This is a genomic window from Actinobacillus porcinus, from assembly GCF_901764995.1.
Lineage (GTDB): Bacteria > Pseudomonadota > Gammaproteobacteria > Enterobacterales > Pasteurellaceae > Exercitatus > Exercitatus porcinus.
Window position 1 is genome coordinate 105,273 of record NZ_CABFKI010000007.1, and the last position, 26,286, is coordinate 131,558.

The following is a 26,286-nucleotide window of genomic DNA, read 5'->3' on the forward strand; positions in this document are numbered from 1 at the left end:
AAATGAGATTAATTTATTGTAGAGCTAATCACATTAGCCCAAATTTGTACTCAACTTTGCTAGATAGATTATTTCATCTCTCTTAATTGACGATAAGCATCACAAGCCTCTTGGCTACCATTATTACAAGCCTTTCCAAACCATATTATTGTAGCAGCATCATTTTGTTGAACGCCTTGTCCATTGTAAAACATTATGCCTAAATTGAATTGAGCCTTTGCAAACTCTTGTTCAGCCGCTTTTTGATACCATTGGAATGCTTGATAATAATCTTGACTGACACCATATCCATTTCCGTACATTACACCTAAATTATATTGAGCATCAGCCAATCCTTGTTCAGCTGCTTTTTGGTACCATTTGGCTGCTTGTTGATAATCTTGGTTAAAGTATATGTATATATTACCTAAATTGTATTGCGCATCAACCAATCCTTGTTCTGCCGCTTTTTGATACCACTTAACCGCTTGGTGATAATCTTGGCTAACCCCTCGTCCGTTGTCGTACATTACGCCTAAATTAAATTGAGCTTTTGCATCTCCTTGTTCAGCGGCTTTTTGATACCATTTGACTGCTTGATGATAATCTTGGTTAACACCTTGTCCCTTGCTGTACATATTACCTAAATTAAATTGAGCCTCTGCATCCCCTTGTTCTGCTGCCTTTTGATACCATTTGACTGCTTGATGGTAATCTTGGCGAACACCGTCTCCTTTTTCGTACATAAAACCTAAATTAAATTGAGCCTGTAGCACCCCTTGCTCAGCCGCTTTTTGATACCATTTGACTGCTTGATGATAATCTTGGTTAACACCATACCCATTGTCGTACATTAAGCCTAAATTATATTGAGCTCCTGCATCCCCTTGTTCAGCCAATTCCTTAAACATAGGAAAAGCCACTTGATAATTTTCTTGTTCGATATATTGATATGCTCTGTTAAATTTCTCTTCTGCTGTTTCAGCATAAACATTTCCAATAAGGGTAAAAGAGAGTAATAAGGTAGAAAGTAGGGTTTTACGAAGTGTCATTTTGTTTTCCTTTTGACGATAGTTTTAAGATAGTAAAATTATACAAAAAAAAAACAAAATGCAATCAAGATGTAATCAGTGGTTTTTTATTGGATTTTGTAATGGGTGTTGAATTTATGAGCAATTTGGAGCTGTTTACCGTTTAATAAAACAAAGGGGAGCCAAATGCCTTCCACAATCCCCTCCCATATGTGTTATTCCGAGTTCAACGACATTCACAGCCCACGCGTACCAAAAGCGGAAGAGATCGAACACTTGTTGCGTAAAGCCTTGAAAGTGGTACCAAAAGAACGCTTATGGGTCCCAAACTGCTGCTTAAAAACCCGTGGCTGGAAAGAAACCATTGAGCAGTTGCAAGTGATGGTGGAGGTGGCGAAGAAATTAAGGGCGGAGTTGGGTTGATGTAGCAGATTTTGTGGTGCAATGGGGCGAAAGATATTTCGCCTCTACGGTTCATGTCTAACCGATTACGTCATAGGTGTTGTCGGTGTAATCGCCATATGTCGTAGGGACAGGGTTTATCCCTGTCCGAGAACGCAAAAACGGCGTAGGATGGATGAAAAAACAATATGACATCTACGGTTAATCCATTGAAATCATTGGGAAAACCTTGGTCTATCTTGTAGGGACACACTGCGTGTGTCCGTTACCAATATTTTCACACCCTTTTGATTTTATTAATATTTTTCGGACACACGCAGTGTGTCCCTACAGCATGATTTAGGGCGAAATATTTTTCGCCCTGATTATCTTAATTTTGGTGTCTGTTTTTTTTCAATTAAAGACTGCATTATCGTTATTAAAGTAAAAATAAAGCAGAACCCCATTTGATAATATCAAAGAAGAATTTGTTTTGCTCTGTTGCTACACCGGTGCTTTTACCATCGGCTTTTGCTTCTTGAACCATACCATTGACATATTGGCCTTTCACTACAGCTAAATCTTCTCTTGCTTTTGTTTGTAAGGTTTTACAGGTTGAAATATCTAAAGGCTCAATATTCTCTTTGGATTTATATTTTTTTAATTGATAGGTCGCATATTTCATCGCTTTTTCATCACCTTGGATGATTTTGACATTATCTTCACCAATAATATCTTCTAAGGGATAGAAAAAGACATATTGAGAATAAATGTAGCTATCTTCTTTTTGGAAATGTTCATATTGAATTCGCGTTAAATTCGGATAAATACATTGCTCCGTTTGTTTTGCCGCAAATGCCCATTTCTGTGCATCCCCATCTGAAAGTTCATAGGCTGCGCCTGCATATTCTGCCGGAATTGCCGATTGTTTTTCACCCAATAAACTGCAACCTGCAAGGCTTAACACTGCTGTCGCTAAAAGTAATTTTTTTAACATATTAATACATCTTCCGTAATTAAAGTTTTTCGCTATTTTAGACGGAAAGGTTTTTTCGTCAACTAATTAATAATTTCAAACTACATTACATAAAAAGCGCGGTTAGAAATTCACCTATTTCTAACCGCGCTTTTAAGGCTTATTAACCTAAAATTTGACGTAAAGCTGTGCCGATGTCTGCTAAACTTTTCACCGTCGTTACACCGGCATCTTGTAAGGCTTGGATTTTTTCATCTGCCGTGCCTTTGCCGCCGCTAATGATTGCGCCTGCATGTCCCATGCGTTTGCCTTTTGGCGCGGTAATACCGGCAATATAGCTGACCACAGGTTTGGTGACATGTGCCTTAATAAAGGCGGCGGCTTCTTCTTCCGCTGAGCCACCAATTTCACCAATCATCACAATGGCTTCCGTTTCGGGATCCTCTTGGAAAAGGCGTAGAATATCAATAAAACTTGAGCCTGGAATGGGATCACCGCCAATCCCCACACAAGTGGATTGTCCATAGCCTTCATCCGTAGTTTGTTTTACTGCTTCATAGGTTAATGTGCCTGAACGTGAAACAATCCCCACTTTTCCTTTTTTATGAATATCCGCCGGCATAATGCCAATTTTGCATTCATCCGGGGTAATAATACCCGGGCAATTTGGACCAATCATCACAACACCGGTTTCCTTTAAGCGTTGTTTGACTTGTAACATATCCAAGGTCGGGATGCCTTCGGTAATACAAACAATTAATTGAATACCGGCATCAATGGCTTCTAAGATAGCATCTTTACAGAATGGTGCAGGCACGTAGATGACCGTAGCGGTTGCGCCTGTGGCGTCCACCGCATCGCGCACCGTATTAAACACCGGCAAGCCTAAATGGGTTGTGCCGCCTTTGTTGGGTGAAACGCCGCCCACTAATTGAGTGCCATAGGCAAGCGCTTGCTCGCTGTGAAATGTGCCTTGTCCGCCGGTAAACCCTTGGCAAATCACCTTTGTATTTTTATTCACTAAAATTGCCATAATTAATGACTCCCTGCTGCTTTTACTGCTTGTATTGCGGCATCGGCTAAACTCTGCGCGGCAATAATATTTAAACCACTTTGTGCAAGAATTTCACGTCCACGTGGCGCATTATTTCCTTCCAAACGTACCACAACAGGCACGGTTACGCCCACTTCATTGACAGCGGCAACGATCCCTTCGGCAATCAAATCACAGCGCACGATACCACCAAAAATATTGACCAAAATCGCCTTAACATTGCTATCGGAAAGAATAATTTTAAACGCACCGGCCACACGTTCTTTCGTTGCACCGCCGCCTACATCAAGGAAGTTTGCCGGCAAACCACCGTGATGCTTGATGATATCCATGGTTCCCATAGCAAGTCCTGCGCCGTTAACCATACAGCCAATATTACCGTCCAAAGCCACGTAGTTTAAACTCAAGGCTTCAGCTTCTGCTTCGCGCGGATCGTCTTGGGTTAAATCTTGCATGGCTTTCAGTTCAGGTTGACGGTAGAGCGCGTTGTTGTCCACGGAAACTTTGGCATCTAAACAAACCAATTCGCCTTCTTTTGTTACAACCAACGGATTGATTTCCACCAACGCTAAATCTTTTTCAACGAATAACTTCGCCAAACGCACAAAAATTTGTGCAAAAGCATTAACTTCATTACCTTTTAAACCCAATTTAAAGGCTAATTCACGCCCTTGATAAGGTTGTCCGCCCACTAATGGATCCAAAGCTACTTTATGAATTAATTCAGGGGTTTGCGCGGCAACTTCTTCGATATTCATACCGCCTGCAGATGATGCCATAAACACAACGCGTTGAGTCGCACGATCAATGACCGCTCCTAAATAAAGTTCTCGAGCAATTTGACAGGTTTCTTCGATATAAATAGCGTTAACAGGTTGCCCTTTCGCATCCGTTTGAAATGTCACTAGGCGTTTGCCCAAAAATTGCTCCGCAAACGACCGCACTTCTTCAGCATTGCGTACTAATTTAACACCACCTGCTTTCCCGCGTCCGCCGGCGTGTACTTGGCATTTTGCTGCCCACGTATTTCCATTTAATTCAGAAATCCCTTGAACCGCTTCAGCAACCGTTTTACAAACAATGCCGCGACTTACAGGTAACTGGTATTGGGCAAAGAGTTGTTTTGCTTGATATTCATGTAAGTTCATGTTGTGTCCTTATTATTTTGATTTCTGTATTCTACCTGTTGATGAAAAAATTTTAAATGTCGACTTTAAAAATAACGACCGCACTTTTCTTAAAGTGCGGTCTTTAACGCTTAAATTTCCAACAACAATCTGGTTGGATCTTCAAGTAGCTCTTTAATCGTGACCAAGAAACCAACGCTATCTTTGCCATCAATTAAACGGTGGTCATAAGATAACGCCAGATACATCATTGGGCGAATAACCACTTGCCCATCAACGGCAACAGGACGATCTTTAATCGCGTGCATACCTAAAATCGCACTTTGTGGTGGGTTAATAATTGGCGTTGACATCAATGAACCAAATACACCGCCATTGGTAATGGTAAAGTTACCGCCGGTCAGATCCTCTACGGTTAATTTACCCTCACGGCCTTTTTCCGCTAACACTTTGATTTGTTTCTCAATTTCCGCCAAGCTCATTTTATCGCAATCCCGTAAAACCGGCGTCACTAAACCGCGTGGCGTAGAAACTGCAATGCTTACATCAAAATAGTTGTGATAAACAATGTCATCACCATCAATAGAAGCATTTATCACAGGATAACGTTTTAAGGCTTCCACCACGGCCTTCACGTAGAAAGACATAAAACCTAAACGCACATCATGTTGTTTCTCAAATTTTTCCGCATATTTTTTGCGTAGTTGCATAATCGGTTGCATATCCACTTCGTTAAAAGTGGTCAACATTGCCGTGGTATTTTTCACTTCAAGCAAACGTTCTGCCACACGTTTACGCAAGCGTGTCATTGGCACACGTTGTTCTGCTCTATTGGTATTTAAAACAGGCGTATTTTGTACCGCACTTTGCGCCTTAACTTGGGCTTTTTCAGCCACCACGCGTTCAACGTCCGTACGCGTAATACGACCGCCCACACCGGTTCCTTGAATTTCATCAGGGTTTAAATCATGCTCACCCACTAAACGGCGCACCGCAGGGCCTAGCGCATCCGCATGATTATCATGATGACTTAATGCGGCTTCTTTTCGTTCCGCCGGCGTGCTTTCTGTTTCCACTTTTTTCGTGACCACAACTTCGCCCACCGCCACAGAACCCAATAATTGGTTACTTGTCACCGTTGCCCCTTCCGCTTGGTCAATACGATCAAGCACACCGTTATCCAACGCAGGCACTTCAAGCACCACTTTGTCCGTTTCAATTTCCACTAAAACTTCATCACGAATAACGGCATCGCCCACGGCTTTATGCCATTTCACCACTGTGGCATCGGCAACGGATTCGGGAAGAACGGGGGTTAAAATATCAAATTTACTCATTGTGTTTCCTTTATCATTATTCTCTTTGTTATGGCTAAAACGAAAGGTTCTGTGCCACGATATTGATTAAAAATTCAGATCCAAAGCGTTATTCACTAACTCACGTTGCTGTTCGTTATGCAATGCCATATAGCCGGCAGCAGGGGATGCGGATGCCGGTCGTCCTACATAACGTAGCGTTGCGTCTTTTGGTAAATCCGCGCGGAAGTTATGTTGGCTACAATACCACGCCCCTTGGTTTAAAGGTTCTTCTTGGCACCAAATAAAATCACTGACATGAGCAAACTTCGCTAAAATTGACCGCACTTCTTCATGTGGGTAAGGATAAAGTTGCTCAATACGAAGAATCGCTACGTCAGTTTGTTCATTTTTACGGCGTTGTTCAAGCAAATCATAATACACTTTGCCCGAACAAAGCACTACGCGTTCTACCCCTTGCGGATCGATAGGATCAATTTCGTCAATCACATGTTGGAAATGGCCATTAATCAAATCATCCATACTCGATTGAACCAACGGATGACGCAATAAGGATTTTGGCGTAATCACAATTAACGGACGACGTTCTGAACAAAGCATTTGGCGGCGCAATAAATGATAAATTTGCGCCGGCGTTGACGGCACACAAACTTTCATATTTTGTTGGGCACAAAGCTGTAAATACCGTTCTAAGCGTGCGGAAGAATGTTCCGGGCCTTGTCCTTCATAGCCGTGCGGTAGCAACATCACCAAACCACACATTCTGCCCCATTTTTGTTCGCCCGAACTGATAAATTGGTCAATTACCACTTGTGCACCGTTGGCAAAATCACCAAATTGCGCTTCCCAAATGGTTAAAGTATTCGGATCCGTTGCCGCATAGCCGTATTCAAAGGCAAGCACCGCTTCTTCCGATAACACCGAATCCCACACTTCAAAACGCCCTTGATTTGGGTGTAAGTTGCAAAGCGGAATATAGGCTTTGCGTTGTTCTTGATTATGTAACACCGCTTGGCGATGGAAGAACGTACCGCGCCCTGAATCTTCCCCTGAAATACGAATTGGGTGACCGTCATCTAATAAGGTGGCATAAGCCATCATTTCCGCCGCGCCCCAGTCAAATAATTTTTCCCCTTGCGCCATTAATTTACGATCTTCGTACACCTTAGCAACGCGTGGATGAATTGGGTGGTTTTCAGGATATTCACAGGCTTTAAGGGCTAATTCTTTAAAGCGTTTCTCGTCATATTTCAGCCCGAAGTTACAGACATTGTCACCTAGGAATTTATACCATTGCGCGGTTGTCGGATCGGTTTCGCGCCATTCTTCGACAACGCAATCCCCTTGATCTAAGGCATCGCGATATTGGTTCATTAACTCTAACGCTTCACCTTCGCTCATCACACCACTTTCCACTAAACGATCTGCATAGACTTTGCGTGGCGTTGGGTGTTTTTTGATGAGTTTATACATTACCGGTTGAGTCGCCAAAGGTTCATCCGCTTCGTTATGACCATGGCGGCGATATGACACAAGATCAATGAAAATATCCCGTTTAAATTTCATGCGGAATTCCACTGCGATACGCGCCGCATAAGCAATCGCTTCCGGATCGTCACCGTTCACGTGAATCACCGGTGCTTCGATCATTTTAGCGATGTCGGTACAATATTCCGTTGAACGCGTATCTTTGGTGTTGGATGTGGTAAAGCCGATTTGGTTATTAATCACCACACGAATCGTACCGCCTACGCCATAGCCACGTGTGCTAGACATATTAAGGGTTTCTTGCACAACCCCTTGACCAATCACCGCGCTATCGCCGTGAACGGTAATCGGCATCACTTTATTGCGTTCCGTATCGTTTAGACGTTTTTGACGTGCACGTACCGAACCAATAACCACAGGGCTGACAATCTCTAAATGAGAGGGGTTAAAGGCAAGGGCTAAATGCACCGCACCGCCTTCTGTCATAAAATCGGAAGAATAACCTTGGTGATATTTCACATCCCCGGTGCGATTACCGGAATGTTTGCCCGCAAATTCATCAAATAAATCTGCCGGCTTTTTACCTAACACATTCACCAGCATATTCAAACGACCGCGATGTGCCATACCGAATACCATTTCTTTCACACCATTTTTGCCGGCGTGACGAATGATTTCTTTCATCAACACAATATAGCCATCGCTGCCTTCCAAAGAGAAGCGTTTTGCGCCCGGGAATTTGGCACCGAGATAACGTTCTAAACCGTCCGCCGCCGTCAATTCTTTTAAGAATGTCAGCTGTTCATCGCGATTAAAGAGCGGTTGATTTAAGAGATTTTCTGCTTTACTTTGCAACCACGTGCGCGCTTCTAAATCGTTGACGTGCATGAATTCAAAGCCAAGGGTACCGCAGTAAGTTTGTTTTAGATTCGCGGCTAATTCGCGCAGCGTAATTTTGTCGCGATTGTACACGTAACCGCCGATATCAAACTCTTGATCAAGATCGGCGTCCGTAAAGCCATAAAATTTATAATCTAAGGTTGGGGAAGGCATACGTTCCCAGAGATTTAAGGGATCTAAATTCGCGTCTAAATGACCGCGGTTTCGGTGTCCATTGACCCACTGTAACACTTTCACCAAACGTTCACTGGCTTTGGAATTGACTTCGCCCACATTTGTCTGCGAATTGTCGCGAGCTAAGCGTTTGAAATAATCGCGTACTTGAGAGTGCGCTTGTTCCGGCGCAGAAAGTGCGGTGGGTTTTGGAAGAGAATCGAAAGTTTGACGCCAACTTGGCTCTACACTTTCAGGATTATTGAGATACTCTTCGTATAAATCCTCAATATAAGATTGGTTCGCACCATTCAATGCCATTTGTTCTAACCAATGTTGAAATGTATTTTGCATAGGATGTCCTGTCGTTTGCACTTTTCGGCATTATACAAACTTTTTTTTAAATTAACCGCACTTTTATCAGGAAATATTTTGACACTCGTCACAAAATCGTAAAAAAGATGTTGAACTATTGTTAAAAAAGAATAAGGTGAGAACATACGAAGTGATGTAAACAAGGAGCAACGCATGAAAAACATTACGCCGGAACTCAAAACGCAATGGAACCCGAAATCCATCATATTTGTTTTAAATATGCTACTTTTCGTGGCATTGCTTAAACTTTTACCTTTTGATCCACAAGCCAATAAAGGGTTAGCGTTGCTGGCTTTTGTTGCTGTGCTTTGGTTGACAGAAGCTGTACATGTCACAATTACCGCGCTTCTTGTCCCTATTTTAGCCATTGCGCTGGGCTTAGTTGGCACGAAAGAGGCTCTCGTGGCTTTTGCTGATCCGACCATTTTCTTATTTTTTGGTGGCTTCGCCTTGGCAACCGCGTTACACATTCAAAAACTCGATAGCTTGATTGCGAATCGTATTATGATGTTAGCGCGTGGTAATTTGTTAATTGCCGTGCTTTACTTATTTGGTGTAACGGCATTTTTGTCCATGTGGATCAGTAACACCGCTACAGCGGCAATGATGTTACCACTTGCCATGGGGGTCTTGAGTAAATTAGACAGAGAACGTGAACATAATACCTACACGTTCGTGTTACTCGGTATTGCGTATAGCGCCAGTATTGGCGGTATGGGCACCTTAGTGGGAAGTCCACCTAATGCCATCGTCGCATCACAATTACATCTCACCTTTGCCGATTGGTTATGGTACGGTTTGCCGATTATGATTTTATTGTTACCGTTAATGATCGGTGTGCTTTATATTGTGTTTAAACCCCGTTTAAATTTCCAATTTGAGCAAAAATTTGAACAAATTGAAATGAATGGTGCACGTTGGAAAACCTTAGGGATTTTCATTTTTGTCGCCCTTTGCTGGATTTTCAGTTCACAACTCAACCCAATCATTAGTGAACTCCTAGGATTAAGCAAAAAACTCGGTAGCTTTGACAGCCTTGTTGCTTTATTAGCGGCGGCAATCATTGTTATCTTGGGCGTAGCCAACTGGGATGATATTCAAAAAAATACCGAATGGGGCGTTTTAATGCTCTTTGGGGGCGGCTTAACCTTAAGTAGCGTCTTAAAAAATTCAGGTGCAAGCCAAATTATGGCAGACGGCATTGTATTTTTAATCGAAGGCGGTCATTTTTATATGATTGGTCTTATTGTGGCGGCATTTATCATCTTCTTAACAGAATTTACCAGCAATACCGCCAGTGCGGCGTTACTTGTGCCGATTTTCATCTCTATCGCCCAAACGCTGGGTATGCCTGCAATTGGTTTAGCATTAATTATCGGTTTAGGGGCAAGCTGTGCCTTTATGCTTCCGGTAGCAACACCGCCAAATGCTATTGTGTTTGGTACGGGGGCGATCAAACAACGAGATATGGTAAGAGCTGGTGTTATTCTTAACATTATCTCTGTATTTGCTATCGCTACCTTCGGCTATATGTTTTGGTTTAATTAATTTAAAATACTCGTAAAAAAATAACCGCACTTTGAATAGCCAAAGTGCGGTTTATTATTAGAAAGTTTTTGTAAACTCCAAGAACAAGCGTTTTTTGTCATAAGTAAAAAAAGCATGATTACTTTTAACTTTATTATACGCAAATGTCACTCGTGGTGTGATTCCCCCAAAATGGAATGCTCTATGCCATAAGCTTAATTGAGCGCCATATTCTTTATTTCTCTGTGTCACTTGGAAAATTGGCATCGGGGCATAATAATTTTTACGTGCATAACTTAATGTTAAACGGCTTGATAATCCCATTCCCCATTCTTGCCCCCATCCGATCTGAATTCCGCGACGGATATAGCTATTGTCTGAATCTCTAGTACTTGTTCTATTAAAATTCATGCCTAAGAGCCAATATTGTTTGCTATCAGTAAAATAAATAAGATTTGTCGCTATGTAGTGATAATTTCCATTCAAATGTTTACGTGCTATATAGCGTTGTTCTCCATACTCATATTGACTACTCCATTGTAAATCAGGACTCAACCAATATTGCCACTCAACTGTCGCGCCACTACTTTTCGAATAGCGTTTCACTGATTCACTATTCGCATTTCCCCCGGCATACCACATCTGTTCCATAAATGGTAAAATTGTGAATTTTTGTACCGCACTTTGATAACCACTGCCTAAACTACCGCGTACTGTATATTCGCTGTATTTTTTATTATTCCAATAATATTTACCATCTCCATTGAGCCGAAATTCATTGAAAAAACCATTTCCCCATGACCATTTTTTACTAAGCTCGCCCCAAAAACCAAAGCCTTCTGCCCGTTCTCTCTTTTTTGCAACCCAAGAACCAATTCTGGTTCCCATTTCTGGTGCATTATTCACATTAGGATCATTTAGATATGTTACCCCACCTCGCAAAGCCCAATTATCACGGGATGAAATAACTGAAAGATATTTAGAAATAACATCATTCACTTCTACAGGTAAATTTTCTGACTGTAATTTATGGAATTGCTCCTCTGCAGCTTCCATTTCATTATTCTCAAACAATGCTGTCGCAAGTTGGAAACGAATAATTTGATTACCAGGATAATCAGCAACAAGTTGTCGATATTGGCGAATAGATTGACTGTAGCGCTGATGATATTTATCTGACAATGCCGTTACCCATGTTGTTAAAACTGGAATTTGTTGTTTCAAAGAAAGCTGTTGATAAAGTGGCAATAAAAATGCGGCATTTTCACCATTATTAGACATTACAGCAGTAAGCAATGCTTGCACTAATAATGTTGGTTGTTTTACTAATTCATCTCTAGTCAGCTTTGTTGTTTGAATGTTTTGGTAAACACCTATTTCGGGCTTCTTAATAACTGCATTTTGCTGCTGAAAGAGGGGGGCAGCTTGCACTCGTTGTTCATCCATACGAGAATAAATCTGCTCTTGAGTAGAAAAAATGCTCGCCAAAACAATATGGTTAAAACATGCAATAAATACAAACGATAAAATAATTGATTTTTTCATAATAGATACAATAAAGGCTATCTTTCGATAGCCTATTAGATAGAAATCAAGAATTACTCTTGTTTTTTACCACCAAATGCTCCCGCATAAGAATTTGAACGATATACACCACCTAATTCTGCTGCATTCGCACCGTAAAATTTACCTTCTAGTTTACCTTCTAACTCACGAGTAGTATCTTTCTGCATCACGGTGCCATTAAATGCATTTCCGGAAATAGTTGCATCTTTAATGGTTACAACAACATTATTTTTTTCATGTGCAGTTTGATGTATTGTACCTGATAAAGTTTTGTTGCCAAAGTCAGCTGTTACTTGAGTACCCTCACTAGTAGAAATAACACCACGATTAACGTTCACACTACTTACATTATAAGTGGCTTTGCCCATAGTTGGTACATTTTGTTTGTCTGTCACATTCCCTTGATGGAACACATAACCATCAACATAACCAAACTTCACATCCTTGAACTCAGCGCCACTGACGACAAGCCGATAAATCTCTTGGCCGTTAATTTCAGCATTTGAAATATTAGTAAAACCACCTGATTGTATTCCATTGAAACTAATTGGTAATTTTTTACCATCTACTTCAAGTTCTTGTGCATAATTCTCACGTTTATTTAATTCAACCGTTTTGCCATCAATTAAGCTAATTGCTTGCCCTTTATCATTACTTTCCACAAGTGGCGAGTCGTTAACAGGAACTGATGGCTTGCCGGACTCGGGTTCATCTGAGTGAGCAGAGTTCTGAGGAGCAATTGCTTCTGATTTTGATTCATTTGCTGGAGCTTCTGGAACCTTCACCTCTGGTTTTGATTCATTTGCTGGAGTCTCTGGAACCTTCACCTCTGGTTTTGATTCATTTGCTGAAGTCTTTGGAACCTTCACCTGTGGTTTAGATGTGCTCGCTTGAGCACTTACTTTTGTTGATGGATTCTCCGTTGCATTACCACCACCCGAACTACCGCAAGCAACCAATAATGATGTCGCTAATACAGTAAAACTTAATTTTACAGTATGTTTCATAAAAATACCTTATATTAAAAAATAGAAAAATCTGCCCCCAACATCTGACGCAGAATTGTCTATTCTGTCATATTCATAACAATTAGTCAACCTACTGAAAAATAAGCTCTTTTAAAGAAACTTGCTTTAATTCTATAAATAGAATAAACCGCACTTTGAATAGTTAACGTGCGGTTATTTTTTTACTATTTTGTTATTCTGTTCTAGGCTTGTTTAACGGCTATTGCATCCGCATCCCAGAAATCCACCGGGGCATTTAATACCGGTTTAATAATCCCTGCGCGAATCACAAAATCACCGAAACCTTCGTTTTCTTGACGTTCCGTTGCCCAGCGCGCAACAAGACTGTCAATTTCTGCCAAGATCTCAGGCAAGGTTTTGTTTTCTTGATATAAACGTGGAATACGATAACCTGCGCGGTCGCCGCCGATATGCAAGTTATAACGTCCTACCGCTTTGCCTACCAAGCCGATTTCTGCCAACATTGCACGTCCACAACCATTTGGGCAGCCCGTAATGCGCGTAATGATATACTCATCCGCAATACCGTGTTTAGCTAAAATTTGTTCCATTTCAGCGGTAAAGTCAGGCAAAATTCGTTCCGCTTCCGCCATCGCAAGTGGACAAGTCGGGAACGCCACGCAAGACATAGAATACTCGCGCTGTTTGCTAATCGGTTCTAACAAGCTATATTGGCGCGCAAGATTTTCGATAATCTCTTTTTGATCTTCCGGCACACCCGCAATAATAATATTTTGGTTTGCGGTAATGCGAAAATCCCCTTGGTGAACTTTGGCAATTTCAAGCATGCCTGTCATTAATGGTTTTGCAGGATCGTTGTCCGTTAAACGACCGCTTTCCACAAACAACGTTAAGTGCCATTTATTGTCAATGCCTTTCACCCAACCAAGGCGATCACCACGTTCGGTAAATTCATAAGGACGAATGGCTTCAAATGGGAACCCCATGCGGCGTTCTACTTCCGCTTTGAAACCTTCTAAGCCCATGGCTTGAATAGTGTAACGCGTACGCGCATGTTTACGATCCGCGCGGTTACCAAAATCACGTTGTGTGGTCACCACCGCTTCCGCCGCTTTCAGCACTTGATCGCGCGGAATATAACCTAATTCTAACGCCACGTGCGGATAGGTTGTGGTATTACCGTGTTCCATGGACAAACCACCGCCCACTAGCACATTAAAGCCCGCCAATTTACCTTGCTCATCGGTAATTGCCACGAAGTTCATATCATTGCCAAACACATCCACATCATTTAATGGCGGAATGGAAACCGTAGTTTTGTATTTACGCGGCAAATAGGTTTTACCCAAAATTGGCTCATCTTCTTGCCCTAAAAAGCTATCGGAACTCAAGGCTTTTTTGCCGTCAATCCACACATCCACATAGCCATTGGTACGCGGCAATAAATGCTCAGAAATTTTCTTTGCCCATTCATAAGCTTCTTGGTGCAATTCGCTTTCAATCGGGTTTGAGGTACAAAGTACATTACGGTTCATATCAGAGGCCGTGGCAATCGAATCCAAGCCAATACTATGCAACAAACGGTGCATATCTTGTAATTTCGTTTTCGGCACGCCGTGATATTGGAAAGTTTGACGGTTGGTCAAACGAATGGAACGATAATAGCTGTTTTCACGGGCAAATTTATCAATTTCAATCCATTGATAAGGTTTGATAATCCCACCCGGCAAACGGCAACGCAACAACATAAATTTACGCGGTTCCAGTTTTTCTTCCAAGCGTTCCGCACGAATATCGCGGTCATCTTGCTCATACATACCGTGGAAACGAATTAATTGGAAATTATCGCCTTTAAAACCACCGGTTAAACCATCTTTTAAATCATCTAAAATCGTCCCACGCAAAAAATTACTTTCTGCTTTCAAACGTTCATTATCAGAAAGCGGCTGCGCTTTCCATTCTAAACCTTTTTGAATTTTGTCTGTCATACTCACTCCGATTTTTCTTTAATAAGTGCGGTCAATATTTCCAGATTTTTAACCGCACTTTGATATTCAATTATGGGATCCCTTCTTTGCCGCCTAAAAATGATTTAATTTGTAGGAAAATTTATACTGTTTGAGCGCAGCGAGTTTATAAATTTTCCGTTAGACAAATTAAAGCGTTTTTAGGAAATAAGGCAAAGCAGGGTCGCCTTTCTTTGGTTACTTTATTCACTTCGCTCACCCTTCGGGCTGTTGCCTAAAGGCAACATTCAAATGCAAGCATTTGTCTTTGGCGAAGCAAAGAAAGTAACAAATAGAACTAATAAACATCACGCTGATAACGTTTTTCTTCACGTAAATTATCTAAATATTCTTCCGCGTCATCTGCACTTAATTTACCTTGCTGTGCAATAACCTCTAACAAGGCTTGATTGACATCTTTTGCCATTCTTGCTGCGTCACCACACACATAAATATGCGCGCCTTGTTGTAGCCATTGCCATAAATCTTCGGCATTTTCGCGGATTTTATCTTGCACATAGATTTTTTCCGCTTGATCGCGCGACCAAGCAAAGCTGTATTTATGCAAGAACCCATCTTTAGCGAACTGCTGCCATTCCGTTTGGTATAAGAAATCAAGGGCAAAATGTTGGTTACCAAAAATCAACCAGTTTTTCCCTTCCGCTTGTTCTGCGGCACGTTGTTGCACAAAGGCGCGGAACGGCGCAATGCCTGTGCCTGATCCGATCATAATAATCGGTTTGCTGTTATCTTGCGGTAAACGGAAATTATCATTATGCTCCACAAAAACTCGCACTTGCCCATCTTCTTCCACACGATCCGCTAAATAGCTGGATGCACCGCCTGCGCGCGCTTTGCCATTATGGGCATAACGCACCACACCAACGCTTAAATGCACTTCTTCGCCCACTTCTTCAGGGCTGGATGAAATGGAATACAAACGCGGTGTAATTGGTCGGAATAAGGCACTCAATTGCACTGCGGTTAATGGGGTTGGATAGGCGTTAAGCACATCGACAATCGGGGTATTTGACACAAATTGCGTTAACTGTGCGCTATCCGCCACAATGGCGTTCAATGCCGCATGATTAGCTAATGCGGCATACGCTTTCACAAAAGCCGGCGTGTTTTGTGTGAGCTCTAATTCAGTCTGAAGTGCGGTGGAAATTGGCAACGTTTTGCCATTGACTTCAACGATGTCTTCCCCATTCACAGCAACCGCTGCCAAAATTTCAGCCACCAATGCAGGATCATTTTCAAAATACACGCCCAGCACGTCGCCCGCCTGATAGTGCAAGCCTGAACCCGATAAATCAAATTCCAAATGGCGTACATCTTTCTCTGCTTCTCGGTCTGTTAAACGTTGATTGGTGATTAAGGTAGCCGCAAAGGGATTGTCTTTATTGTATTTTGCAGACTCTGGCAAAATAGTGGCAGTTTGCCCAGATGTGGCGGTGGCGACAGCACTTTTCGCTTTTTCTTTCACCACAGCAACCACATCTTCGATCCATTTTTCTGCGGTAGCTTTGAAATCTAAATCGGCTAATGCTACGTCTAACAAACGGCTCGCGCCCAATTCGGCAAAACGCTGATCGAAATCTTTACCGGCTTGGCAGAAATTCGGGTATGAACTATCGCCCAATCCCAACACCGCAAATTGCAGCTGTGGTAACTTCGGCGCTTTTTTACCATTTAATAATTTCAGCAACACCACGCCTTCTTCAGGGGCTTCACCTTCGCCTTGGGTTGAAGTGACCAGCAAGACTAATTTTTCATCCGCAATATTTTTCGCTTTGTAATCTTTTAATTGGGTGCGAACCACATCAACGCCTTCGGTTTTTAAGCGTTCCGCTAATTGATTCGCCACGGATTTTGCATTGCCGGTTTGTGAACCTGACAGCACGGTGACCTTTAATGGCTCGGCTTGTGTGGCTAAAACAGGGTTAAAATTCACCGCACTTTCCGCCAAATTTGAGGCTAATGAATTTTGAGCACCTTGAGAGCGTGCCCACGCATAGCCTGAAAGCCATGCCAGTTGGGTTGGTGTTAAACCTGAAAGCGTTTGCAAGGCTTCAGGGGTTAAGGGTAGTGTTGTGTTTGGCATATTAATTTCCATTTTGATGTTTTTTTATTTCAAATGTCTTATTTCAAATATCTGCTCATTAATATCGTTTTTCGCCGATGGCGACCTACTTTTACTTCGCTACGCTTGCACTACGTGCCGTTGCCTTTGGCAACGTTCAAAACCTAAAGGTTTTGTCTTTGCTTGTGCAAAGCAAAGTAGGCAAAAGAAAGCACACCCGGGATTTGCTGCTTTTCTTCGCTCTTTTGAAATTTTTTTAACGCTAAATTTGTAAACTCGCTTCGCTCAAACAGTACAAATTTAGCTAAAAATTTCAAATCGCTCAGGCAGCAAATACGGGAAAATGACTTCCTTAATTTTCCAAAATCATTCCGCCGGCTACGGTGTGGTAGGTGGCTTCGTCAATGAGAATGAATGCGCCTGTGGCTTTGTTTTGTGCGTAAGTGGTGGCGGTAATCGGTTTTTGTAAACTGATTCGCACCTGTGCAATATCATTCATTTTCACTTGTTCCGCTTCACTGTCGTTGAGTAAGGTTTTTAAATCTAAAATTTGTTCGATTTCGCTGACTTTGGCAAAAACTGTTTGCGTGCCTTGTTTGAGCAAATATTTACGTGCAGGGTTTAAGGCACGTTGATCAAACCAGCAAATAGTCGCGGTAAGTTGTTTGCTTGAAAATGTAGCAGAATTTGCCGCTACAAAGGTATCGCCACGAGAAATATCAATATCATCTGCTAAACGTAACGTTACCTGTTCGCCCACTTTTGCCGCCGGCACCAAGCCATTTTGCGAATAAATTTCCGTTACCGTACTTTCTAATCCGTTCGGTTCAACGCGTACTTTTGCCCCCACGGAAATTTCCCCCGCTTCAATGCGTCCTTGATAACCGCGGAAATCGTCAGCTTTATCTTGATCCAAGCGCAACACTAATTGCACAGGGAAATGGAAATCAGCGGCTTGTTCAGATTGGTTATCATCTGTAGGTAAATTCTCTAAAATACTCAACAACGGTTCGCCTTGATACCATGAAGTGCGGTCACTTTTATGCACAATATTATCACCTTGCAAGGCGGAAACCGGCACAAATTGCACGTCTGCTAAACCAAGCTGCGCGGCTAATTTGCGGTAAGCGGTAGTAATGGCATTAAATTTCTGTTCATCAAAATCCAATAAATCCATTTTATTAATGGCAACAATCACGTGCGGACAACGCAAATGTTTTAAGATTGCCGAATGGCGTTTGGTTTGTGGCAATAATTCCACTTCCGCTTGGCTAAAATCCAACTGCGTAGCATCGATTAATACCACCGCCGCGTGGGCTGTTGACGCACCGGTCACCATATTACGGGTGTATTGCTCATGCCCTGGGGTGTCTGCAATAATAAATTTGCGTTTCGCAGTAGAAAAATAGCGATACGCCACATCAATGGTAATGCCCTGTTCACGTTCCGCTTCCAAGCCATCCGTTAAAATGGAAAAATCAATGACTTCGCCATTATTTTTGGATTTGTTTAAACTCAACAGTTGGTCGCTTAACAAGGCTTTGCTATCGTAAAGCAAACGACCGATTAAAGTGCTTTTACCGTCATCGACACTGCCTGCGGTAATAAAACGTAATGGGGCGAATTGGTTAATGTTGCTCATAATATTATCCTGCTCGTAGGGACACACTGCGTGTGTCCGTTTGCTATTTTGTTTTCGGACACACGCAGTGTGTCCCTACACGTTTATTTTAAAAATACCCTTGTTTTTTGCGTTGTTCCATCGCAGCTTCGCTGGCGCGGTCGTCCATTCGGGTGGCGCTGCGTTCTGAGATTTCTGCCACGGCGGTTTCTTTGATAATGTCGCTTGGGGTGGCGGCGGTGCTTGCTACCGGGCAGGTGCAACTAATGTCGCCCACGGTGCGGAAACGTACAGAGCGGATAACGCTTTCTTCATTCGGGCGTTTTGGCGTTAATGGCGTCACAGGAACGAGCAAGCCGTTGCGCTCTACCACTTCGCGCTCGTGAGCATAATAAATTGGTGGTAATTCTAAATTTTCTCGTTCGATATATTGCCAAATGTCCAATTCCGTCCAGTTTGAAATAGGGAAGACACGCATATTTTCGCCTTTGTGCAGTTTTGCATTGTAAAGCGACCATAATTCAGGGCGTTGTGCTTTTGGATCCCATTGACCAAATTCGTCACGGAAAGAGAAAATACGCTCTTTGGCACGGGCTTTTTCTTCATCACGGCGCGCACCGCCCATTAAAGCATCAAACCCTTGTTCTTCAATGGTTTCAAGCAAAGTCACGGCTTGGGCTGCGTTACGCGAATCTGTTTCTTTACGCAATACCACCGTGCCTTTAGCAATAGAATCTTCCACGTGCCCCACAATCAATTTGGCATTGAGTTTTTTCACTTGCTCATCACGGAATTGGATCACTTCAGGATAGTTATGCCCTGTATCGATATGCACTAAAGGGAACGGTAACACCAATTCACGCCCTTCTAATTGGAAGGCTTTGCGTGCAAGGGCAAGTAACACCACGCTGTCTTTACCGCCTGAAAACAGCAATGCAGGATTGCTACATTCAGCCACTACTTCACGGATAATGTAGATGGATTCCGCTTCCAGCCAATCAAGATGACCGTTTTCGATTTGGTTTTGTGTTGTCATATTTGATCCTTTTTTATTTTTATAATTCTGTCTGTAGGGGCTAATTACATTAGCCCCATTTTCTACGATTATTTTTGGGCAAATATAATTTGCCCCTACGCTTTATTTATGCAAACCGCACTCTTTGCTGTCTTTGTTTTCCCACCACCAGCGGCCTGCGCGGATGTCTTCGTTTGCTTTGACGGGGCGGGTGCAAGGTTCGCAGCCGATGCTTGGGTAGCCTTGTTTGTATAGGGCGTTGTAGGGGATTTGATATTTTAAAATATATGCCCAAACGTCCATTTCAGACCAATCAAAGATCGGGTTGTATTTGTCTATGCCGCGGCTTTCGTCTTTTTCGTGGAAGGCTAATTCTGTGCGTGTAACGGACTGTTCGCGGCGTTGTCCTGTCAACCAGCTATCCGCGGTTTTTAATGCGCGGTTAAGGGGTTCGATTTTGCGGATAAAACAACATTCACGGCGTAATTCCACGCTGTCATAAAACGCGAATTTGCCTTTTTCGCGATCATAGGTTGCCGCAGCTTCGGGGTTGGGATAGAACAACTCAAAGGCTAAATTAGGGTAAGTGGTTTTCACGGCATCTACTAAAGCCAAGGTTTCCGGATTTAACCGCCCTGTTTCTAAGGTAAACACGCCGATCTTTGCCTGCGTTTTAGCAATCACATCGGTAATCACCATATCTTCTACCGCAAGGCTGCTGGCAAACTTGGCATTTTTCTGCGTTGCGGCAATTTGCTGAATTCGCTCAAAAAGCGCGGTTTCTTTTGCGACTAAATTGGCAAAATCTTGTTCTGTTGGTTGGGGGATTGCCCACAGGGTTGGTTTCATCATCATTATGCTTCCCACATTCAAAATAAAAACTTATGCAACACGCAAACTATCCAAAGTAAAGTGCGGTGGTTTTTGTGCCAATTTATCTTCGCCAAACCACGCTAATTTATGATGCAATGCCACCACTTCGCCCACCACAATTAAGGCTGGCGTTGGCGCATTTTCGGCAATTTCAGCAAGCTGTGCTAATGTGCCGATCTGCGTTTTTTGCGTGTCTTGTGTGCCTTGCGAAATAACCGCAATCGGGGTTTCTGCGGCTCTGCCATATTGTTGTAACCGATCTGCAATATCCTTGGCTTTTAATGTCCCCATATAAATCACCAAGGTTTGATTGCTACGCGCCAAGGTTTGCCATTCAATATCGCTGGCATCAGCTTTGCGATGACCTGTGACAAACACCGCACTTTGCGCATAATCGCGATGGGTTAATGGAATACCGGCATAAGCAGTGGCACCAATGGCAGCGGTAATGCCAGGGACGACAGAAAAAGGAATTTGATTTTCTGCCAACACTTCCAATTCTTCGCCCCCGCGTCCAAACACAAAAGGATCGCCGCCTTTTAAACGCACTACTCGCTTACCTTGTTGGGCGTATTGCACTAATAAACTATTGGTATCCTCTTGCGCCACTTGTTGACCTTGCGCACGTTTGCCCACAAACACCAATTCTGCATCGCGACGCACTAAGCCTAAAATCTCTTCGGACACTAAGGCATCGTATAAAACAATGTCCGCCTGCTGAATTTCCTGTAAGCCTTTTAAGGTCAACAGCCCCGCGTCTCCAGGACCTGCGCCCACTAACGCTACAGAACCGCCTTGATAATCTGCTTTTAACTGTAATTCTAATTCTTGTTTGGCTTGCTCAATTTGGCGATTTTTTAGTAGTTGCGCAAAACGTCCGTTAAATAAACTTTCCCAAAAACGGCGGCGTTCTGTGATGGTTTTTAATTTGCTTTTCACTTTGTGTCGCCATTTGCCTGAAATCTCTGCCATTGCACCTAAATGTTGCGGCAATAAGGCTTCTAATTTTTCTCGTAATAAACGTGCCAACACAGGCGCCGCACCACCACTGGAAATAGCCACTTGAATCGGACTGCGATCAATAATAGACGGAAAAATAAAGCTGCAATGATCTTGATCATCTACCACATTCACTAATTTTTGTTGGCTTTCCGCCACCACAAACACACGATGATTGAGTTGCTCATCATCGGTTGCGGCAATCACAAAAAAAACTGACCGCACTTGATCGGCATGGAATGTTTTTCCCAACCAAATGATACGTTGTTGCTGTAAAAGTGCGGTTAATTCGGCATTTAATTTTTGTGCCACAATGCGCACTTCAGCATTGGCTTTTAACAACAAGCTCACTTTACGCGCCGCTACCGCACCGCCGCCCACCACCAACACGGGACGGTTATTTAAATCGGCGAATAAAGGAAAGTAATTCATTTTTTAGCTCCTTGCGCTTTAATATAAAGCTGATCAAATCCTGCGTTATCGGCAAAATGTTCCCTGTTAATTTTTGTCCAATCGCCAAAGGTTTCATTCACATCAAAAGTCTTTACAGGCGGAAAAAGTGCGGTGAATTTTTGCAACGTTTTAGGATTGCTCGGACGAAAATAGTTTTTTGCCGCCAATTCTTGCGCTTGCTCTGACCAAAGCCCTTGCAAATAAGCTTGTGATAACGCATGGGTGCCGTTCAGTTGGGTATTGGTGGTTTCCGCCACCAGCACCGGCGTATAAGCCGTCAAACTCGGATATACCACTTCAAAACTGTCTTGCCCTAAGGCTTTCGCCGCTAATGCGGCTTCATTTTCAGGCGCGATTAACACATCGCCTAATTTACGTTGAGTAAAAGAAATCGTTGCGCCGCGCGCACCGGCTTCCAACACCGGCACATTCGCCAACACTTTCTGCATAAAGTCATTCACTTGTGCCTGATCTTGAAATTGTTGTTGGGCATAAGCCAACACCGATAAATAAGCAAAGCGACCATTGGCAGAGGTTTTTGGGTTAGCAAAAATCACTTTCACATCATCACGCGCTAAATCCGCCCAATCTCGAATCGCTTTGGGATTGCCTTTATTGACTAAAAACACCATCACAGAACCAAATGGCGTGGCGTTATTGGGTAGAGCTTGTTGCCAGTTTTCTGCCACTAAACCTTTTTTCACCAACATATTAATATCGTTGCTTTGGGTCAGCGTCACCACATCAGCAGGTAAACCGCTGGCAACACTTAAGGCTTGTTTACTCGCGCCACCGTGGGACTGTGAAATTAATACTTCTGGATAAGCTTGACGAAATTCTGCATTGTATTCTTTGTAAAAATCACGAATGACATCATAGGCGACATTTAATAACACCTTTTGCGACACCGTTTCAGACTTGCCCCAAAGTGCGGCGAATAAAGCGAAAACTGCCAGAAAAATAACCGCGCTTTTCTTCATTTCAGTCTCCTACTTTCCTTCCAAGATTGTTGTCACATTGAGCCCGTAAATTTGAATGGTGAATTTATAAATCAAAATGCTGAAATGGGAAAATAACAAAATTTTATTTGTTATAACCAAATTGAATATTTAAACGTTTACCTTGATCGGTTAAATTCACTTTGGTTATAACAAATAAACTTTTGTTCTTTGCATTCCCGAAAAAGTGCGGTTATTTTTCTGCCTATGTTTTAGGGTCTGTCGGTTACTAACAACGCTCATCTTTGAGAAATAACCTAGCACGAGCCGTGCTAGGTTCATTAAACCCAGCCCCGCTGGGGCTGAAAGGAAGAGCCGCAGAGCGGCTCAGATTAAGTAACCCTATACGGCTCGTATAGGGTTACATTGGTCTGACAAATTCTAGGGTCTGTCAAAAAAATAAGAAGTGAAAAATCCTATGAGAACGGTTTTACCCTTTTTTAAGCGCGGATTGACCATTACGGTATTATGGTTAGTTTCGATGATTTTATTGCCACTCAGCTTATTGATTGCAACGGCGTTGCAGCTCAAGGGGGCGGATATTTGGGCGATTGTGACGAGCGAACGCGTCATGTCTTCGATTTTGCTGTCCTTCAAAATGTCTTTTATCGCCACGGTCGTCAATCTGATTTTCGGCTTTTTGTTGGCATGGATTTTGGTGCGTTACGATTTTTGGGGCAAAAATATGGTGAATGCCTTAATCGATCTGCCTTTCGCCTTGCCTACGGCGGTAGCGGGTATTGCTTTGGCTTCTCTTTACGCGCCAACAGGATTAATTGGCGGCGCCTTAGAAAAAATCGGTATTCACATTGCTTATACACCAAGTGGTATCACTGTGGCTTTAATATTTGTGAGCTTACCTTTTGTTGTACGTGCCATTCAGCCTGTACTGCAAAACCTCGATCCCAGTTATGAAGAAGCCGCAAGTATTTTAGGGGCAGGCAAATTTATCACCCTAACACGTGTGATCATTCCTGCGTTGCTACCTGCTATTATCGGCGGTGCCGGGATGGGGTTTGCGCGATCCTTAGGCGAATATGGTTCCGTCATTTTTATCGCGGGCAATGTGCCGCTGGTGTCGGAAATTGCGCCGCTGATTATTATGTCAAAATTGGATTTATATGATGTGCAAGGGGCTTCTGTGGTGGCGTTGTTGATGATTTCCATTTCATTTATTTTGATTTTCTTGATTAACGCTTTGCAATGGCAAGTAAGTAAAAAAATGACGCAGGTGAAATAATGAAAAACGTAAACAGTTGGCAAAAATGGACATTAATCGGCACTGGCTTGCTCTTTTTCGCCGTGATCTTACTGGCTCCACTCATCACCGTTTTTTATTACGCCCTTGAACAAGGCATTGAGTTATTTGTTCAATCCATTAGCAACGAAGAAGCGCAAAGTGCTATTTGGTTGAGTATTAAAGTGGCGTTAATTGTGTTGCCAATCAATGTGGTTATTGGGGTGGTGATGGCTTGGACCATTGCCTATTTTAATTTCAAAGGTAAAGCCATTTTAACCGCACTTTTAGACTTGCCTTTTTCCATTTCCCCTGTTGTGGTCGGTTTGATGTTTTTACTGTTATTTGGTTTAGATGGTTTGATGGGGAAATGGTTAATCGAACAAGGTTTTCGTGTGGTTTTTGCTGTTCCCAGCATTGTGATTGTGACCTTATTTGTCACTTTTCCCCTTATCGTCAAATCCTTAATCCCAACCATGACGGCGCAAGGCAACAGCGAAGAACAAGCGGCGTTAATTCTTGGCGCCAGTACTTGGACACTATTTTGGCGTGTCACTTTGCCGAAAATCAAATGGGCGTTAATTTACGGGGTGATTTTAAGTAATGCGCGCGCCATGGGTGAATTTGGTGCGGTGAGTGTCGTCTCAGGGCATATTCGCGGCTTAACCAACACCATTCCCTTGTACGTAGAAATTAGTTACAACGAATACCAATTTATCGCCGCCTTTGCCTGTGCCAGTTTGCTGGCATTGCTCGCGATTTTTACTCTCGGTTTACAAAATATTATCGGCTGGTTACAACAGCGAAAATTAAAAACTCAGCTTTAATGGGGAACCCTAATGTCAATTAAAATCGAAAATCTCCAAAAACATTTTGGTCATTTCCACGCCTTAAAAAATATTAATTTGCAATTTAGCCGCAATCAATTAACCGCACTTTTAGGCCCAAGCGGTTGTGGTAAAACCACCTTATTGCGCACCATTGCGGGCTTAGAGTTTGCGGATAGCGGTCGAATTTGGTTTGAAGACAAAGATGTAACCAATTTATCCGCCAAAGATCGCGGCGTGGGGTTTGTGTTTCAACATTATGCCTTATTCCAAAATATGACGGTGTTCGACAATGTGGCATTTGGGTTGCAAGTCAAACCGCGCAAAATACGCCCAAGTGCGGAAGAAATTCGCGAAAAAGTCACCGCACTTTTGCAATTAGTGAAGCTAGAACATTTGGCACATCGTTACCCTAACCAACTTTCAGGCGGTCAGCGTCAACGCATCGCGCTCGCTCGTTCGTTGGCGGTACAGCCTAAAGTGTTATTGTTGGACGAACCCTTTGGCGCATTGGATGCACAGGTGCGCAAAGAGTTGCGCCGTTGGCTACGTGATTTGCACCAAGAACTCAACGTCACCAGTATTTTTGTGACTCACGATCAAGATGAAGCCTTAGATGTGTCCGATCGCATTGTGGTGATGAACCAAGGGCAAATTGAGCAAATTGATCATCCCAATGAAATCTATCATGCGCCACAAACCCCATTTGTCACCCAATTTGTGGGCGATGTGAATGTGTTTCATGGGCATATTGATCAAGGGAAATTGGTGATTGGCGAATTTGCCCATAATATTGACGCTCATCCGAATGTCACCACGCCGGTGGAAAACCAATCGGCAACGGCGTATATCCGCCCCTATGAACTAACGCTTTCGCGTTCAAGCGAAAATGCCCTCGCAGTCGGTAAAATCACGCATATTAACGCCATTGGTTTTATTGTTCGCATTGAAATCCAAAGTGCGCAAAGCGAGCAACCCATTGAAGTGATTTTAACCAAAGCCGCCTATTTGAATGCGCAATATCAGGTGAATGAACAGATTTATTTGGTACCGGATAAATTAAATTTATTCCAGCAAATGAATATTTAACCCTTGAATTGCCGAACCATAAACCCTTTCAGCGTTTACTGCACAAGACGGACGTTTCGACAGGCTCAACGACCGTCTTGTGCAACGGCTGCATAATATCGGAAAAAACATCCCGTCTATTCGCTATTTTGCCTTATTCCCCATAATGTCCCCAAATTGTGTAATGCCCTTTTGCGAAAAGTGCGGTAAAATCAGGGGGACTTTTTTATTATGGATACCAACT

Annotated in this window: 19 protein-coding genes and 1 pseudogene; 5 read left to right on the forward strand and 15 right to left on the reverse strand. The window is 42.8% G+C overall.

The window, feature by feature from the left end:
- Positions 1–68: 68 nt before the first annotated feature.
- Positions 69–1,031: an SEL1-like repeat protein gene (locus E7T07_RS06675; protein ID WP_135710114.1), complete on the reverse strand. Its 963-nt coding sequence runs from the start codon at positions 1,029–1,031 to the stop codon at positions 69–71.
- Positions 1,032–1,241: 210 nt separating this feature from the next.
- Between E7T07_RS06675 and E7T07_RS06680 the strand changes: the two are divergent.
- Positions 1,242–1,433, forward strand: a pseudogene (locus E7T07_RS06680) (hypothetical protein); the annotation flags it as partial.
- 397 nt (positions 1,434–1,830) lie between these two features.
- Here the strand turns inward: E7T07_RS06680 and E7T07_RS06685 are convergent.
- The 5 genes from E7T07_RS06685 to sucA all read right to left on the reverse strand — a co-directional run bounded on the left by E7T07_RS06685 (position 1,831) and on the right by sucA (position 8,759).
- Positions 1,831–2,388, reverse strand: a complete 558-nt coding sequence (locus E7T07_RS06685) for a DUF5358 domain-containing protein (RefSeq protein ID WP_135710115.1) — start codon at positions 2,386–2,388, stop codon at positions 1,831–1,833.
- A gap of 142 nt (positions 2,389–2,530) precedes the next feature.
- Positions 2,531–3,400 (reverse strand): succinate--CoA ligase subunit alpha, encoded by an 870-nt coding sequence (gene sucD, locus E7T07_RS06690; protein ID WP_135710116.1) that lies wholly within the window; start codon positions 3,398–3,400, stop codon positions 2,531–2,533.
- A gap of 2 nt (positions 3,401–3,402) precedes the next feature.
- Positions 3,403–4,569, reverse strand: coding sequence for an ADP-forming succinate--CoA ligase subunit beta (gene sucC / locus E7T07_RS06695; RefSeq protein WP_135710117.1), 1,167 nt, complete (start codon positions 4,567–4,569; stop codon positions 3,403–3,405).
- A gap of 110 nt (positions 4,570–4,679) precedes the next feature.
- Entirely contained in the window at positions 4,680–5,885 is a 1,206-nt protein-coding gene (odhB, locus tag E7T07_RS06700; RefSeq protein ID WP_135710118.1) for a 2-oxoglutarate dehydrogenase complex dihydrolipoyllysine-residue succinyltransferase, read from the reverse strand.
- A gap of 66 nt (positions 5,886–5,951) precedes the next feature.
- Positions 5,952–8,759, reverse strand: coding sequence for a 2-oxoglutarate dehydrogenase E1 component (gene sucA, locus E7T07_RS06705; protein WP_135710119.1), 2,808 nt, complete (start codon positions 8,757–8,759; stop codon positions 5,952–5,954).
- Positions 8,760–8,933: 174 nt separating this feature from the next.
- Between sucA and E7T07_RS06710 the strand changes: the two genes are divergently transcribed.
- The gene (locus E7T07_RS06710; RefSeq protein WP_135710120.1) at positions 8,934–10,328 is read left to right on the forward strand and encodes a DASS family sodium-coupled anion symporter; all 1,395 of its coding nucleotides are present in this window, start codon (positions 8,934–8,936) and stop codon (positions 10,326–10,328) included.
- Between the two features lie 57 nt (positions 10,329–10,385).
- Here the strand turns inward: E7T07_RS06710 and E7T07_RS06715 are convergent, their stop codons facing one another.
- From E7T07_RS06715 to E7T07_RS06760, 9 genes are all read right to left on the reverse strand, one after another.
- Positions 10,386–11,852 carry a surface lipoprotein assembly modifier gene (locus E7T07_RS06715; protein WP_135710121.1) on the reverse strand — a complete coding sequence of 489 codons (1,467 nt, stop codon included), beginning with the start codon at positions 11,850–11,852 and terminating at the stop codon, positions 10,386–10,388.
- Positions 11,853–11,905: 53 nt separating this feature from the next.
- Positions 11,906–12,880, reverse strand: coding sequence for a Slam-dependent surface lipoprotein (locus E7T07_RS06720; protein ID WP_135710122.1), 975 nt, complete (start codon positions 12,878–12,880; stop codon positions 11,906–11,908).
- Between the two features lie 203 nt (positions 12,881–13,083).
- The gene (gene cysI, locus E7T07_RS06725; RefSeq protein ID WP_135710123.1) at positions 13,084–14,850 is read right to left on the reverse strand and encodes an assimilatory sulfite reductase (NADPH) hemoprotein subunit; all 1,767 of its coding nucleotides are present in this window, start codon (positions 14,848–14,850) and stop codon (positions 13,084–13,086) included.
- Positions 14,851–15,166: 316 nt separating this feature from the next.
- Positions 15,167–16,972 carry an assimilatory sulfite reductase (NADPH) flavoprotein subunit gene (locus E7T07_RS06730; RefSeq protein ID WP_425455034.1) on the reverse strand — a complete coding sequence of 602 codons (1,806 nt, stop codon included), beginning with the start codon at positions 16,970–16,972 and terminating at the stop codon, positions 15,167–15,169.
- Positions 16,973–17,303: 331 nt separating this feature from the next.
- The gene (locus E7T07_RS06740; protein WP_135710125.1) at positions 17,304–18,593 is read right to left on the reverse strand and encodes a sulfate adenylyltransferase subunit 1; all 1,290 of its coding nucleotides are present in this window, start codon (positions 18,591–18,593) and stop codon (positions 17,304–17,306) included.
- An 88-nt stretch (positions 18,594–18,681) separates the two neighbouring features.
- Positions 18,682–19,608, reverse strand: a complete 927-nt coding sequence (gene cysD / locus E7T07_RS06745; protein WP_135710126.1) for a sulfate adenylyltransferase subunit CysD — start codon at positions 19,606–19,608, stop codon at positions 18,682–18,684.
- Between the two features lie 102 nt (positions 19,609–19,710).
- Positions 19,711–20,442, reverse strand: coding sequence for a phosphoadenylyl-sulfate reductase (locus tag E7T07_RS06750; protein ID WP_425455035.1), 732 nt, complete (start codon positions 20,440–20,442; stop codon positions 19,711–19,713).
- 27 nt (positions 20,443–20,469) lie between these two features.
- The gene (gene cysG, locus E7T07_RS06755) at positions 20,470–21,891 is read right to left on the reverse strand and encodes a siroheme synthase CysG (RefSeq protein WP_135710127.1); all 1,422 of its coding nucleotides are present in this window, start codon (positions 21,889–21,891) and stop codon (positions 20,470–20,472) included.
- Positions 21,888–22,892 carry a sulfate ABC transporter substrate-binding protein gene (locus tag E7T07_RS06760; RefSeq protein WP_135710128.1) on the reverse strand — a complete coding sequence of 335 codons (1,005 nt, stop codon included), beginning with the start codon at positions 22,890–22,892 and terminating at the stop codon, positions 21,888–21,890. The genes cysG and E7T07_RS06760 overlap by 4 nt, the downstream gene beginning before the upstream one ends.
- Positions 22,893–23,328: 436 nt before the next feature.
- On the opposite strand from E7T07_RS06760, the gene cysT reads away from it, so the two are divergent.
- From cysT to E7T07_RS06775, 3 genes are read left to right on the forward strand one after another with little or no spacing between them, the layout of a single operon-like run.
- Positions 23,329–24,150, forward strand: coding sequence for a sulfate ABC transporter permease subunit CysT (cysT, locus tag E7T07_RS06765; RefSeq protein WP_135710129.1), 822 nt, complete (start codon positions 23,329–23,331; stop codon positions 24,148–24,150).
- A complete protein-coding gene (gene cysW / locus E7T07_RS06770; RefSeq protein WP_135710130.1) occupies positions 24,150–24,974 on the forward strand; it encodes a sulfate ABC transporter permease subunit CysW in 825 nt (274 codons plus the stop codon). Before cysT ends, cysW begins: the two co-directional genes overlap by 1 nt.
- 12 nt (positions 24,975–24,986) lie before the next feature.
- Positions 24,987–26,063: a sulfate/molybdate ABC transporter ATP-binding protein gene (locus E7T07_RS06775; RefSeq protein WP_135710131.1), complete on the forward strand. Its 1,077-nt coding sequence runs from the start codon at positions 24,987–24,989 to the stop codon at positions 26,061–26,063.
- Positions 26,064–26,286 lie beyond the last annotated feature (223 nt).